Source organism: Bacteroides neonati, assembly GCF_000499785.1.
Taxonomy (GTDB): Bacteria; Bacteroidota; Bacteroidia; order Bacteroidales; family Bacteroidaceae; genus Bacteroides; species Bacteroides neonati.
The window spans coordinates 393152-406909 of sequence record NZ_HG726020.1 but is presented as its reverse complement, the minus strand read 5'-3'; the positions used below and the strand labels follow the sequence as shown (position 1 = coordinate 406909).

At 46.1% G+C, this 13758-nt stretch carries 14 protein-coding genes; 12 read left to right on the top strand and 2 right to left on the bottom strand.

Annotation, left to right across the window (positions count from 1 at the left end):
• Positions 1–4: 4 nt before the first annotated feature.
• Genes TY03_RS04740 through TY03_RS04730 form a run of 3 tightly spaced genes read left to right on the top strand, consistent with a single transcriptional unit; the run spans position 5 to position 2998 of the window.
• On the top strand, positions 5–556 hold the full coding sequence (locus TY03_RS04740; protein WP_042367842.1) for an RNA polymerase sigma-70 factor: 552 nt from the start codon (positions 5–7) through the stop codon (positions 554–556).
• Positions 553–1398 (top strand): FecR family protein, encoded by an 846-nt coding sequence (locus TY03_RS04735; protein ID WP_042367841.1) that lies wholly within the window; start codon positions 553–555, stop codon positions 1396–1398. Before TY03_RS04740 ends, TY03_RS04735 begins: the two co-directional genes overlap by 4 nt.
• A gap of 22 nt (positions 1399–1420) precedes the next feature.
• Positions 1421–2998, top strand: a complete 1578-nt coding sequence (locus TY03_RS04730) for an STN and carboxypeptidase regulatory-like domain-containing protein (RefSeq protein WP_052332392.1) — start codon at positions 1421–1423, stop codon at positions 2996–2998.
• Here the strand turns inward: TY03_RS04730 and rlmH are convergent.
• Entirely contained in the window at positions 2970–3443 is a 474-nt protein-coding gene (rlmH, locus tag TY03_RS04725) for a 23S rRNA (pseudouridine(1915)-N(3))-methyltransferase RlmH (protein WP_042369158.1), read from the bottom strand. The genes TY03_RS04730 and rlmH overlap by 29 nt on opposite strands.
• A 128-nt stretch (positions 3444–3571) precedes the next feature.
• On the opposite strand from rlmH, the gene TY03_RS04720 reads away from it, so the two are divergent.
• From TY03_RS04720 to TY03_RS04690, 7 genes are all read left to right on the top strand, one after another.
• Complete coding sequence (locus tag TY03_RS04720) at positions 3572–3964, top strand: DUF4783 domain-containing protein (RefSeq protein ID WP_042369156.1); 393 nt, start codon at positions 3572–3574, stop codon at positions 3962–3964.
• The gene (gene nadC / locus TY03_RS04715; protein WP_042367840.1) at positions 3957–4796 is read left to right on the top strand and encodes a carboxylating nicotinate-nucleotide diphosphorylase; all 840 of its coding nucleotides are present in this window, start codon (positions 3957–3959) and stop codon (positions 4794–4796) included. The genes TY03_RS04720 and nadC overlap by 8 nt, the downstream gene beginning before the upstream one ends.
• A 145-nt stretch (positions 4797–4941) precedes the next feature.
• Positions 4942–5553, top strand: a complete 612-nt coding sequence (locus TY03_RS04710) for an RNA polymerase sigma factor (RefSeq protein WP_042367839.1) — start codon at positions 4942–4944, stop codon at positions 5551–5553.
• Positions 5537–6574 (top strand): porin family protein, encoded by a 1038-nt coding sequence (locus tag TY03_RS04705; protein ID WP_042367838.1) that lies wholly within the window; start codon positions 5537–5539, stop codon positions 6572–6574. Before TY03_RS04710 ends, TY03_RS04705 begins: the two co-directional genes overlap by 17 nt.
• Positions 6575–6598: 24 nt before the next feature.
• On the top strand, positions 6599–7120 hold the full coding sequence (locus TY03_RS04700; protein ID WP_042367837.1) for a DUF4943 family protein: 522 nt from the start codon (positions 6599–6601) through the stop codon (positions 7118–7120).
• Between the two features lie 45 nt (positions 7121–7165).
• On the top strand, positions 7166–7882 hold the full coding sequence (locus TY03_RS04695; RefSeq protein ID WP_042367836.1) for a DUF4858 domain-containing protein: 717 nt from the start codon (positions 7166–7168) through the stop codon (positions 7880–7882).
• Positions 7883–7934: 52 nt separating this feature from the next.
• A complete protein-coding gene (locus tag TY03_RS04690; RefSeq protein ID WP_042367835.1) occupies positions 7935–8876 on the top strand; it encodes an NAD(P)H-dependent flavin oxidoreductase in 942 nt (313 codons plus the stop codon).
• Positions 8877–8929: 53 nt separating this feature from the next.
• Here TY03_RS04690 and ald read toward each other — a convergent pair whose 3' ends face one another.
• Complete coding sequence (gene ald / locus TY03_RS04685; RefSeq protein WP_042367834.1) at positions 8930–10036, bottom strand: alanine dehydrogenase; 1107 nt, start codon at positions 10034–10036, stop codon at positions 8930–8932.
• A gap of 330 nt (positions 10037–10366) precedes the next feature.
• Here ald and TY03_RS04680 point away from each other — a divergent pair, with 330 nt between their 5' ends.
• Together TY03_RS04680 and TY03_RS04675 are read left to right on the top strand one after the other, a co-directional pair.
• Entirely contained in the window at positions 10367–12019 is a 1653-nt protein-coding gene (locus tag TY03_RS04680; RefSeq protein WP_042367833.1) for a M23 family metallopeptidase, read from the top strand.
• A 28-nt stretch (positions 12020–12047) separates the two neighbouring features.
• A complete protein-coding gene (locus TY03_RS04675) occupies positions 12048–13688 on the top strand; it encodes a C69 family dipeptidase (RefSeq protein ID WP_042367831.1) in 1641 nt (546 codons plus the stop codon).
• Positions 13689–13758: the final 70 nt, after the last annotated feature.

Genomic DNA, 13758 nt, shown 5'->3' with positions numbered 1-13758 from the left:
TGGTATGCTGAATGACTTATTCGTACTGACAAAAATAAAGGAGGGAGATGTAAAGGCGTTTGAAGCTGTCTTTCGTCAGTATTACCCTTCGCTTTGCTTGTACGCAGCCGGCATCACCGGAAGCAGGGAAGTGGGAGAGGAGATTGTGGAAGAACTGTTCTATGTGTTTTGGAAAGAGCGCGAGAGGTTGCAGCTGTTTCACTCCATTAAGAGTTATCTCTACGGAGCTGTACGCAATCAATCGCTTCAATACTGCGAACATGAAGAAGTGAAAAAACGATACCGAGAAGTGGTGCTCTCTGCACCCTTGTCCGAGTCGTTTTCCGATCCGCAAGAGCAACTCGAGTGCAAAGAACTGCAAGCGTTGATTAATCAAACGCTTGCTAAACTCCCCAAGCGTAGGCTTCACATTTTTCAACTGCATCGAATGGGTGGAAAGAAGTATGCCGAAATAGCTTCCATCCTCTCGCTATCGATCAAGACAGTCGAAGCCGAAATGTCGAAAGCACTTCAAACACTACGGAAAGAAATAGAAAATTATACTCAAACAACATGATTCAAAGAGAAAAAGAAAGGCAGCGAACAGACCTGGCATGGAATAAGTTGTATGGTCGTTTGGAGGAAGATAACCTGTTGCCGGTAATCGGCAACAAGTCTTCGCATCGGCGACTTGTGTTGAAGTGGACATCGGTTGCCGCCGTTATTGTTCTCTGTATATACGGAGCCACAGCCTACTTCTTGACAGATCGGTCGCCGGAAGTGCCTCACCTTCTTACGCAACAGAATGAAGAGTATTCTACATTGGTCACTACCCTCGAAGATGGTTCGGTAGTCTATCTTGCCGGAGAAACCTCACTGCAATACCCCGAGCATTTTGCTCCCCATAAGCGTGAGGTTAGCTTGTCGGGCAATGCGCTTTTTGATGTGACAGGCAATCGGGTACGCCCTTTTCTGATTGAAACCGAAGAGGTGCAGATTGAAGTGATCGGTACTGCATTTGATGTGCGTACACAGGGCAAACAACCCTTTGAACTATCGGTGCAGCGTGGAGTCGTTAAGGTTACTTCGAAGAAAACCGGACAGACCATGCAAGTCAAAGCCGGAGAGACGGTAAAACTGCTTGCCGAGAAATTTCAGCTTAGTACGACTTCGCATGCGCAACGGTTTGCACGCTATACCGAGCAGATGCGCTTCAAAGATCAGCGTTTGGCCGATATCTTGCGAGTGATTAATAAGCAGGAACATGAGATACGCATTGAAACATCGCCTGCCTTGGGCGAGCGCGTACTGACGCTTAGTTTGACCGATCACTCTCCGCAGGTGGTAGCCGAACTGATCTGTCTGGCGTTTAACCTGAAGTGTACGCGCGAAAAAGAGGTACTTACGTTATCCGAATAAAGAACTAAAGGTAACAGCGAAAATGGGTGCAAAGATGACATATCGTCTTTTTCACATAATTATTGTCTGCTTGTTTGGAGTGCTTACTCCCATTCGGGCAGGCGGTGAAGAAGTGTTGGACCGTATGATTCAGTTACCGAAAAGCAGAGAAACGGTCTATAAGTTGTTGGATCAGGTGTCTAGACAGACCGGATACCTGTTTATCTATGATAGCCAATTGATTAACAATGAACAGGTGGTGAGACTAAAGTCCGGAACGCGTTCTGTGCGGCAGGCTATCTACGAGATCGTTGGCAATACGCAGTTGGCACTTCGGGTCATAGGAAACCATATCCTCATATATCACCCGACAGAAGTGCCCGTTGTAATCGAGCGCGCCCGATCAATACCCGACAGTGTTTCTTATTTTACCATTGAGGGCGTATTGCGCGACCGCTATTCGCAGGAGCCCATTTCATACGGAACGGTTAGCATGGTGGGTTCGTCCGTTGGTAGCGTTACCAATCAGAACGGAGCCTACCGGTTACGCTTGCCCGAAACGTCGCTGGACTCGTTAATTTCCTTCTCTCATTTGGGCTATGTTTCGCAAACCATTGAGGCGTCCGTACTGGCCGGACAAAATCGTACATTGACGCTCGAACCCAAGGTGATTCCTTTGCAGGAAGTCATAATCCGGGTAGCGAATCCGCTACGGATTGTACGCGAGATGCTTGAAAGTAGAGAGAAGAACTATGCCCGCCATCCGGTTTACTTCACCTCATTTTACCGCGAAGGTATTGAACGGAATCATAAGTTCGTTACGCTTACCGAAGCCGTTTTTAAAGTCTATAAAACCTCTTACCTTGATGTGCATAATGCCGATCAGGTGAAGTTGCTGAAAATGCGGAGTATCAGTAATCGGCTTGAGAAGGATACCTTCGTTACCAAAATGAAGTCGGGTATTGATGCTTGTTTGCAACTTGATCTAATCAAAAACCTGCCCGATTTTTTAGACCCCTCTACACGTGATCTTATCTATGTGTACACCTCGAGTGACTTGACAGTAATTAACAACCGGGTGGCCAATGTGATTTGTTTCGAACAGCGCAAAACCACCACCGATCCTCTCTTTACCGGAAAGCTCTTTATCGATGCCGATAACAATGCTTTGTTGCAGGCACAGTTTGAAATAAACCCTAGGTATGTGACCCACACAGCCGATATCTTTGTGGAGAAGAAAGCCCGCGACATGAGTATCACCCCTCAAAAAGTACTCTATACGGTGTCTTACAAACCTTGGAAGGATACCTATTACATCAGCCACGTACGTGGCGATCTATCATTCAAGGTCAAGAAGAAGAAACGACTGTTCGGCAGTTTTCTCTTACACACTTGGTTTGAAATGGTGACGTGCAAGATTGATACCGAACAGGTTGTCCGTTTTGGCCGGAAGGAGAAGCTTTCGACCCGTACCGTCTTTGCCGATACTAGTTTCGAGTACGATCAAGCATTCTGGGAAGACTTTAATGTCATTCCACCCGAAGAGGTACTGACCGAAGCCATCGAAAAACTCTCTTCGAAAATAGAAGAAACTACTCGTGATGATATGGACCACCCTTGAGTATGGTCATGGCTCTATAGATTTGCTCTACAAAAATGAGCCGTATCATTTGATGTGAGAAAGTCATTTTCGACATTGAAATCTTTTCACTGGCTGCATCGTACACCTTTTGCGAGAAACCGTATGGACCACCGATGATAAACACCAATCGCTTGTTTACGTTGATTAGCTTTTTTCCCATCCACTGGGCGAAATCCATCGAACGCATTTCTTTCCCGTGTTCATCGAGCAATACCACCACATCACCCGGTTGCAGGGCTTTGCATATCAATTCGCCTTCTTTCTCTTTTTGTTGTTCGGCCGATAAACTTTTGGTGTTTTTGAGCTCCGGAATCACTTCCATGTCAAACGAAATAAAGTGTTTGGTTCGTTCAACATAATCGTTGATGCCGGTAATATAATGTTGTTCTACGGTTCGTCCTACGACGAGAAGGGTCGTTTTCATGCGGGGTTCGTTCTGTTTTGAACGCAAAAGTAGTACTTTTTTCTTGTATTCTGCAATAAATGTGTACCTTTGCCTAATCATTAGTTGAAAGTTTGAATAAAAAACTTCAACACCAAAAACTTGTGATCATGATAAAACGAGTACTTTTAGGAATAGCCGGAATCTTCTTCTTTGTGAGTACGCTTCTGGCGCAAGATGTTCCTTCGGGAGTTACAACTGCCTTTAAGAAAGGAAGTTCTCAGGAACTGGGCAACTATCTGGGTGATAAGGTAGAGCTTATTTTTCAGAATCGCTCGACAAACACGGATAGACAAAACGCTGAGGTTGCCATGGATTCTTTTTTTGTTAGTAACAAAGTAAGCGGATTCAGTGTTAACCATCAGGGCAAACGCGATGAAACGAGTTTCGTGATCGGAACTTTGGTCACAGCCAAAGGTAATTTCCGGGTGAATTGTTTTTTCAAGAAAGTACAGAATAAATATTTAATTCATCAAATAAGAATTGATAAAACCAATGAATGATTTAATAGACAGACTGATTGACCTCGCCTTCGCCGAAGATATAGGAGATGGCGACCATACCACCCTTTCGTGCATTCCCGCAACAGCCATGGGGAAATCTAAACTTTTAATTAAAGAGGCCGGTGTGTTGGCCGGAATGGAAATAGCCAAAGAGATTTTCCATCGCTTTGATCCCACCATGAAGGTGGAGGTATTCATTAACGATGGCGCAGAGGTAAAACCGGGCGATATAGCCATGATTGTGGAAGGAAAGGTTCAGTCATTGCTTCAAACAGAACGATTGATGTTGAACGTAATGCAACGTATGAGTGGTATTGCCACCATGACGCGCAAATACGTAAAGCAACTCGAAGGCACCCGTACCCGTGTGCTCGATACTCGCAAAACCACTCCGGGGCTTCGTATGCTTGAGAAAGCAGCCGTGAAAATAGGTGGTGGAGTGAATCACCGTATCGGTTTGTTCGATATGATTCTTCTCAAAGATAACCATGTCGATTTTGCCGGAGGCATTGATAAAGCGATCCTTCGTGCCAAAGAGTATTGCAAGGAGAAAGGTAAAGATCTGAAGATTGAAATCGAAGTACGTAGCTTTGACGAATTGCAGCAGGTATTGGATCTGGGAGGAGTAGACCGTATTATGCTTGATAACTTCACCCCGGAAAATACAAAGAAAGCCGTTGAGATCATTGCCGGTCGTTATGAAACAGAATCATCGGGAGGTATTACCTTTGATACGTTGCGTGATTATGCCGAATGTGGAGTCGATTATATCTCGGTAGGTGCTTTGACTCACTCGGTGAAGGGGCTTGATATGAGTTTCAAGGCCTGCTAACTTTTAGATGATAATAAAAATTATGTGCCAATATGCCACTCACTGTGCTCTAAAACAGCAGTTTATTTGGTCTATTGGCACATCTTTATATAAAGGCGTTACATCTTAACTTCTTTTCACTATTCATGTTGCAGCATTTGTTCGAATGCTGCGTCTAACTAACAAACGACGCAGAGAGGCGTCTTGTAAAAACGCATTTACATTGGAAAACGAGATGGAACTAGTAAAGGACTGTCGGGCAGGAAGTGATTCGGCCCGGAAGAGACTTTACACCCTCTATTCCAATCGGATGTTGGCTGTATGCTACCGTTATACGGGTGATATGGATGCAGCTCACGATGTGCTACACGATGGATTTATTAAGATTTTTACTCGTTTTACCTTTCGTGGAGAGTGTTCGCTGGCTACTTGGATAACAAGAGTAATGGTTACACAAGCACTTGATTATTTACGCAAACAGAAGCGTTTTAGTCAGTGGGTGGTGTACGAAGAACAACTGCCCGATGTTCCCGACTTTTCGGAATCAGGAAGTAGTGGTAACGGTATCTCTGAAGAACAATTGCTGGCTTTTGTAGCTCAGTTGCCCGATGGATGTCGCACGATTTTTAATCTTTATGTATTCGAAGAGAAGTCGCACAAAGAAATAGCCGATATGCTACATATCAAGGAACATTCGTCTACCTCTCAACTGCATCGTGCAAAATGTTTGTTGGTTAAGAGAATTAATGAATATAGAAAGAATGAAGAAAGAAAATGATGAAATAACCAATTTGTTCCGCTCGCGTCTGAATGATATTGAGGTACCTGTGCGGGATGGATTTTGGGAAGAGCTCAATCAAGGATTAGCTACTTGCCATCATCGGCGGCTAATGTTCTTCCGTTTAACTGCGGCAGCCTCTGTGCTGCTGGTTCTTGCAGCATCTTCTGCTGCGTTCTGGTACTTTTCTCCTAAAGAAGACTTAGAGGAGGCTTTCACTCAAATAGCTGTGGCAAATGGGGGGACACTTGATGGCGATGTGGTGAAACAAGTGACACAACCGGTTCAGCATGCACCTATTTTACCCAAAAAGATGTCTCGACAACTGGCAGCATATACTCCTGCGGTGAAGGAAGACAACGATTCGGTCTCTGTAACCGTATCTATGTCGTTTAGCTTCTCTGTAAATTCGACTGTACGTCAGCATAATAACCCAATGAACCATGTGGCTAATGAAGCTTGGCAAAATAAAGAATCTGTTCAACAAACAGGCACATCGGTTGAACAAGAATCGACTAGAGCTGTTCTAACAGAGTCGGCACGCTCACGCTCCTGGGCTCTTAAAATGGCTCTTGGAAGTTCGCTGCCGGCAGGTAAATATCAAATGCCCGTATTGGGGCAATTGACTGTAGAGCGCCAATTGACAAAGCATCTGGCAATCGAGTCGGGGTTGCGGTATAGCTATATAGATGGTGGTCAAAAAGGGCTACATTATATCGGAATACCGTTGCAAATGAATGTTACACTGGCTAAAACAAATAAGATGAATCTGTATGCTCTTGTAGGAGGAGTAGCAGATAAATGTATAGCCGGTGCTGCTAATAATAATTTTAAGAATGAACCCATACAATTAGCTGTTATGGGTGGTGTGGGAGTTGGATATAAGCTGAATGATAAAGTCGCATTATTTGCCGAGCCAACTGTGGTACATCACTTCCGAACAGATTCAAAACATGAGACTGTTCGTACGGAGCGTCCTACAAACGTAAACCTTATTTGTGGAGTTCGTATGACCTATTAATCAACTAAAGAAAAACCTACTGTTATGAAAAAAGCATTTATTATGCTGTTAATCGTTTTTGCAGGATTTGCGTTGGCGAGTTGCAGCGAAGAAACATTAGACTATCATAATCCGGATATTGAACTGTTTGTAAAACAGCTTAAAGCCGGGAAATACAATACTAAGAATGAAAAAGGTCTGGTCGAAGTTCCTAATTTTACCGAGAAGGATATTCCAGCCTTGCTCAAGTATGCCGAGAACTTAGACATTATCTCTTCTTTTCCATCGGCTTATAATGGCAATAGTGGCAAAATCCGATTGGGCGAATGTATGCTCTGGATTGTGGAGAGTATTCGATTAGGATTTCCCGCTTCACTCGGTTGTAAAATGGTACACGCAAATGCTCCCAACTACGAAGCGCTTTACTTCTTGACCAATGAAGAGGTGCTTGATGTAGTAGCCCGGTACCGACGCTGGTGGGAGGGAAGGCAGTATCCAAGAACCACGTGGACCATCGATCCATGCTACAACGAGCCACTGTGCGGAAGTGGATATCGCTGGTGGTAATCAATAGTAAAAAGATAAATAGGTAAAGGTAAATTAGATCATAGAATGACGAAACGTTTGGTAACGGGATTATTGCTATCACTGGTTACCCTGGGAGTGAACGCTCAATGGACGGCGAAAGATTCGTTGAATTTAAAGCGTATACTCGATGGGGACGGAGAGTTGCATCTGAATATGGAAGCTGTTAAGAAAATCAACTTCGGTAAGGTAACGGGTACGCCCGGACTATCTACTGAGAAGAATTGGATGTTGCCCGATGAGTCGCTACCTTCTGTGTTGCCGCAAAAGAAGAAGATTGTACTTACCTTACGCCCTTATACGGCTCAGACCCGATTTGACTGGGATCCGATCTATCAGAAGAAGATCAAGGTAGACGAAAATACGTGGAGAGGCGATCCTCTTTATGCGATGAAAATGCAGTTTAAGTATACGAATTGGGCGAAGGACCCGATGAGTGGCGGTGGTGGCTATCGCCGTTCGTTGGAAGAGATTGAAGCGAGTGGCATCCGTCATGTGCTGATGGGCGAGCGCGCCAATGGCATGATGGTCAATAAAACCCAAATGCTCCCCGAAACCGGCATTGCATTGGGAAAGGGAGTCATGATGAGTGGAGGAACCATTAGTGGACTAAACTTGATGCTGTTATTTGAAAAGAAATTTTGGAGTGTGAAGGCCAATGAACGCCGTGCCCGTACGCTCGAAGTATTGAAAAGCTATGGCGACTCCACCACGATTCAACTACCCGAACCCATTGTTCGTTGAACTATTTCCCAATTTTCTTTGTTGATTTTGAAGTAATATAAACTCAAATAGTATGAATAGAATTACGACACTTTTCGGTGTTAAATATCCCATTATTCAAGGTGGAATGGTATGGTGTAGCGGATGGCGGTTGGCTTCGGCCGTAAGTCGTGCAGGCGGGCTCGGGCTGATCGGTGCCGGTTCCATGCATCCCGAAGTATTGCGCGAGCACATTCGTAAATGCAAGGCGGCTACCGACCTTCCTTTTGGAGTCAACATCCCCCTGATGTATCCGCAAATCGAAACCATTATGAACATAGTAGTCGAAGAAGGTGTGAAAATCGTATTTACTTCAGCCGGAAGTCCGAAAACGTGGACCAGTTGGCTCAAAGAGCGTGGCATACTTGTGGTGCACGTGGTGTCTTCATCCAAATTTGCCGTGAAATGTGAGGAAGCAGGAGTCGATGCCATTGTAGCCGAAGGTTTCGAAGCCGGAGGGCATAACGGACGCGAAGAAACAACGACTCTTTGCCTTATCCCGGCCGTTCGTCAGGCTACTCATTTGCCTCTGATTGCTGCTGGTGGTATTGCTACGGGACAAAGCATGGCTGCTGCACAGGTGCTTGGTGCCGATGGAGTGCAACTGGGTACTCGCTTTGCACTTACCGACGAAAGTTCGGCAAGCGATCTTTTTAAAGAATACTGTCTACGTTTGAATGAGGGAGATACGAAGCTTCTGTTGAAAAAACTATCACCTACACGCTTGGTTGTAAACGGCTTTCGAGATGCTGTTGAGGCTGCCGAGGCACGTGGCGCTTCGGTCGATGAAATGCGCGAACTTCTAGGCAAAGGCCGTGCCAAACGTGGTATCTTCGAAGGCGACCTGGAAGAAGGTGAGCTCGAAATAGGTCAGATAGCCTCTTTGCTGCGCCGGCAGCAATCGGTCGATGAAGTAATGAAAGAATTGGTTGAAGATTATGCAAGAGTAACACAAAAAATTACTGCTTGGTTTTGAGTAATCAAAACCAAGCAGTAATGTATAATATGAATCCTTTGCAGATGATGGAGTTATAAAGTAAGTGGTTCGTATTTTAATCCAAATACATCAGCCACTGCTTTATACACCACTTTTCCCTCCACTACATTCAATCCCAACGCAAGCGACTCATCTTCTTTGCAAGCCTCTCTCCATCCTTTTTTTGCCAGTGATAGCACATAGGGCAGGGTGGCATTTGTTAGCGCAAGTGTCGAGGTATAAGGCACTGCACCCGGGATGTTGGCTACTGCATAGTGCACAATACCCTCTATGAGATACGTAGGTTCACTGTGGGTTGTGGGGTGCGATGTTTCGAAACAACCACCTTGATCGATGGCAACATCAACCAATACCGTTCCAGGTTCCATGAGTTTTAGCATTTCGCGTGTAACGAGGTGAGGTGCTTTATCTCCCGGAATCAATACCGACCCAATTACTAAATCGACATCCGCAAGTTCTTGTTTAATACGCACTTCAGACGAGTACATTGTCTTTATATTTTTAGGCGATATTTCGCTTAAGTACCGCAAACGCGGTATGCTGATATCTGCAATAGTCACATCGGCACCCAGCCCTGCAGCCATTAAAGCAGCATGATATCCTACTACGCCACCACCTAATACCAGTACTTTAGCTGGTTTTACGCCGGGAACCCCTCCTAATAAAATTCCCTTTCCTCCCTGCGGACGTTCGAGAAAGCGAGCTCCCTCTTGAGTGGCCATACGTCCGGCAACCTCACTCATGGGGATGAGCAAAGGCAGCGTGTGGTCTTCTTTTTCTACTGTTTCGTAGGCTAAACAGATGGCTTGGCTTTCGATCATGGCCAATGTCAATTCTTTATCGGAGGCAAAGTGGAAATAAGTAAATAACAACTGTCCCTTTTTGATGAGTTTGTATTCGGGTGCAATGGGCTCTTTCACTTTGACGATCATGTCGGCAATAGCATACGTTGCTTCTGCCGTTGGTGTTATTTGTGCACCGACAGCCGTGTACGCCTCATCCGGAAATCCACTATTTACACCTGCAGTGTGCTGAACATACACCGTATGTCCTCTCTTCACCACTTCCAATACACCCGACGGCGTCATTCCGACGCGGTTCTCGTTGTTCTTGATCTCTTTGGGTACTCCGATAATCATATTGTTACTGTATTAAGGGTTAAACATGGCGAAAGGTAGCGTTTTTATGGGTTCGTTGTTATTGAAAACCATGTGTTTTACAGCAGAATGTCGAAAACTCTTTTGGACTGATCTGCTCTTTTTATATCTCAAGAGCGCATCCTTTTATTCCGATGGTCGGAACCTTTGAGGCGGATGGTCGGAACCTTTGGGGTGGATGGTCGGAACCTTTTAGGTAGATGGTCCGACCATCTGCCTGTGTTTTTTTCTTCATTTATTCATAGGTGTTTTTTCGTTATCTTCTTAGAATAATGTACATTTGCCGAACTAAAGCAATATTCCATTAACTACATGAAACGATATATAACTGCCCTCCTGCTTGCTTGCGCTGTTCAGGGCAATGCTCAAGAACGTCCGCAGGCCTCCTTTGTTCCACCTTTTGACTTCCCACTTGTGTTGAGTGGCAATTTCGGAGAGCTCCGCTCCAATCACTTTCACGGTGGACTCGATTTTAAAACGGGCAACGTCGTCGGAAAGCCCGTATTGGCTTTGGCCGATGGATACATCTCACGCATTCGGGTGACAGAAGGATCGGGCTACGTGCTCGATGTGGTTTACGACAACGGTTATACCACGATCAACCGTCACCTTGAAGGCTTCTTGCCTCCGTTGTCTGCCCGGGTCGAAGCGTTGCAATACGAGAAAGAAAGTTATGAGGTGGAGATCATTCCCGAACCCGGAGAATATCCGGTCAAGGCCGGTCAGCAGATAGCCTGGAGTGGAAACAGAGGCTATTCGTATGGTCCGCATCTCCATCTGGATATGTTCGAAACTTCTACGGGAGATTACATCGATCCGCTGCCTTTCTTCGCCCATCGAATGAAAGACACCACTGCTCCGCGCGCCGAGAGTATCATGCTCTTTCCGCAAACAGGAAGGGGAGTGGTCGAAGGGGCGAGCACCAATCGCATTATTCACCCCAACAGCGTACGACCCATCGAAGCATGGGGCGTGCTGGGAGTAGGGCTGAAGGCATACGATTATATGAACGGAGTTTCCAATCATTATGGCGTTCATTCGGTGATTCTCTCGCTCGACGGAAAGGAGATTTTCCGTAGCACCGTCGATCGGTATTCGCCCGATGAGAACCGCATGATTAACTCATGGACATATGGTGCTTATATGAAGTCGTTTCTCGATCCGGGCAATACGCTTCGCATGCTGAAGGCCTCAAACGGGCATCGGGGATTGGTCGATATCAATGAAGAGCGGGATTATCGCTTTTCGTACGAACTATCCGATGCGTTTGGCAATACGTCGCACTATCGGTTTACCGTTCGCGGACGCAAGCAACCCGTTCCCTCGGTGCAATCGCGTGCCAAATATAGTTTTGCCTGGGACAAAACCAACTATTTGCAAGAGCCCGGATTGACGTTGGTAATACCTCGCGGTATGCTTTACGATGATGTGGCGTTGAATTATAATGTTCGGGCAGACAGTGGGGCGATTGCTTTTACCTACCAATTGCACGATAAGGATGTGCCCCTACATGGCAGTTGCGAACTCTCTATCGGGTTGCGTCACCGACCGGTAGAAGACTCTACGAAATATTACGTTGCCCGTGTCAATAATAAAGGGGGGAAATGGAGCGTAGGTGGTACCTACGAGCATGGATTCCTGAAAACCCGCATTCGCGAGCTGGGCACCTACACCGTGGCTGTAGATACGGTGCCACCTGTGATAACACCTGTTGGCAAGACCGGTTGGGGACGCTCCGGCAAGGTCGTTTATCGTTTACGGGATGGAGAAACGGGCATTCGTTCGTACCGCGGAACGATTGACGGTAAATATGCACTCTTTGCCTTGCCCAACCTGGTGCGTAAGCAATGGATTTGTGAACTCGACCCGAAACGGGTGAAGAAAGGAATGCGTCATACGGTAGAGATGACCGTGACCGATGATTGCGGCAATGTTAGCGTATCACGCGATACATTTTTCTGGTAACAACATTAATATATTAAAATAAGAAAGTATGAACAAGAAACTAATTCTTAGCGTCGCCCTTCTCGTGGCGGCCGTGGCGAAGACTTTCGCCTGTACCAACCTCATCGTCGGTAAGAACGCTTCGACCGACGGATCGACCATTGTCTCTTATTCGGCCGACTCGTATGGACTCTTTGGCGAACTCTATCATTACCCCGCAGCCAGCTATGCCAAAGGTACGATGATGAAGATTCACGAATGGGATAGCGGCAAGTATCTCGGTCAGATAGAGCAAGCCCGCCAAACCTACAATGTGATTGGCAACATGAATGAGTTTCAGGTAACAATTGGCGAAACCACCTTTGGCGGACGCCCCGAACTGTCTGATAGTACCGGATTGATCGATTACGGCAGTTTGATCTACATCGGCTTGCAGCGTTCGCGTACGGCTCGCGAAGCCATCAAGGTGATGACCGGTCTCGTACAGGAATACGGATATTATAGCAGCGGCGAGTCGTTTACCATTGCCGATCCCAATGAAATATGGATCATGGAGATGATTGGCAAAGGTCCCGGTATTCGCGGTGCCGTATGGGTAGCCGTTCGGGTGCCCGATGATTGTATCTCTGCCCATGCCAATCAGGCTCGTATTCATCAGTTCGATATGAACGATAAAGAGAACTGCCTATATTCGCCCGATGTAATCTCGTTTGCCCGTGAAAAAGGATACTTTAACGGTGTCAATAAAGACTTCAGCTTCGCAGCAGCTTATGCACCGCTTGATTTTGGTGCCCGTCGCTTTTGCGAGGCTCGCGTATGGAGCTTCTTCAATAAGTTTACCGATAAAGGTGATGCTTTTCTTCCTTATATTCAAGGAAAAACCAACGAGCCCATGCCGTTGTTTATGAAAGCTACCCGTAAACTCTCGGTGCAGGATGTAAAGAACGCCATGCGCGATCATTACGAAGGCACACCGTTGGATATCAGTAACGACTTTGGTGCAGGTCCTCAGAAAGCACCTTACCGTCTGTCTCCCCTTACCTTCAAGGTGGGCGATCAGGAGTACTTCAACGAGCGTCCCATTGCTACACAGCAGTCTGCCTTTGTGTTTGTGGCACAGATGCGTGCCAATAAGCCCGATGCAATCGGAGGCGTACTTTGGTTTGCTACCGACGATGCCAATATGGCTGTATTTACACCCGTTTATTGCTGTACCACCAAAGCGCCCGTTTGCTATACGCGTGTAGGCGGAGCCGATTATATCACCTTCTCGTGGGACTCCTCTTTCTGGATTTTCAACTGGGTGTCGAACATGGTGTATCCTCGTTACAGTTTGATGATCGACGATTTGCGTGCTACGCAAAACGAACTCGAAGGTACCTTTGATGAAGCACAGGCAGGTATTGAAGAGGTGGCTACACGTCTTTATCAGAAAAATCCCGCTGCTGCCAAAGAATTCCTGACAAACTATACCAACCTCACCGCACAGAGTACAATCGATGCCTGGAAGCGTTTGGGACAGTTTCTCATCGTGAAATACAACGACGGTGTGGTGAAACGGGTGAAGAACGGAGCGTTCGAACGTAACGAGATAGGACAGCCTGCCGGCGTGATTCGTCCCGGATATTCGGCGGAGTTTTTAGAAGAGTATGTGAAGCAAACCGGCGACCGTTACAAAGTAACCGAATAATTAGGAATTATAAACTAAATCTTCTACATTTGTCCTTCAAGACGATACGTAATCAACATAAAATCATCTT

Coding starts and splice junctions, on each gene's coding strand:
- TY03_RS04740 (WP_042367842.1), top strand. CDS start 5: ATGCTGAATGACTTATTCGTACTGACAAAAATAAAGGAGGGAGATGTA.
- TY03_RS04735 (WP_042367841.1), top strand. CDS start 553: ATGATTCAAAGAGAAAAAGAAAGGCAGCGAACAGACCTGGCATGGAAT.
- TY03_RS04730 (WP_052332392.1), top strand. CDS start 1,421: ATGGGTGCAAAGATGACATATCGTCTTTTTCACATAATTATTGTCTGC.
- rlmH (WP_042369158.1), bottom strand. CDS start 3,443: ATGAAAACGACCCTTCTCGTCGTAGGACGAACCGTAGAACAACATTAT.
- TY03_RS04720 (WP_042369156.1), top strand. CDS start 3,572: ATGATAAAACGAGTACTTTTAGGAATAGCCGGAATCTTCTTCTTTGTG.
- nadC (WP_042367840.1), top strand. CDS start 3,957: ATGAATGATTTAATAGACAGACTGATTGACCTCGCCTTCGCCGAAGAT.
- TY03_RS04710 (WP_042367839.1), top strand. CDS start 4,942: ATGCTGCGTCTAACTAACAAACGACGCAGAGAGGCGTCTTGTAAAAAC.
- TY03_RS04705 (WP_042367838.1), top strand. CDS start 5,537: ATGAAGAAAGAAAATGATGAAATAACCAATTTGTTCCGCTCGCGTCTG.
- TY03_RS04700 (WP_042367837.1), top strand. CDS start 6,599: ATGAAAAAAGCATTTATTATGCTGTTAATCGTTTTTGCAGGATTTGCG.
- TY03_RS04695 (WP_042367836.1), top strand. CDS start 7,166: ATGACGAAACGTTTGGTAACGGGATTATTGCTATCACTGGTTACCCTG.
- TY03_RS04690 (WP_042367835.1), top strand. CDS start 7,935: ATGAATAGAATTACGACACTTTTCGGTGTTAAATATCCCATTATTCAA.
- ald (WP_042367834.1), bottom strand. CDS start 10,036: ATGATTATCGGAGTACCCAAAGAGATCAAGAACAACGAGAACCGCGTC.
- TY03_RS04680 (WP_042367833.1), top strand. CDS start 10,367: ATGAAACGATATATAACTGCCCTCCTGCTTGCTTGCGCTGTTCAGGGC.
- TY03_RS04675 (WP_042367831.1), top strand. CDS start 12,048: ATGAACAAGAAACTAATTCTTAGCGTCGCCCTTCTCGTGGCGGCCGTG.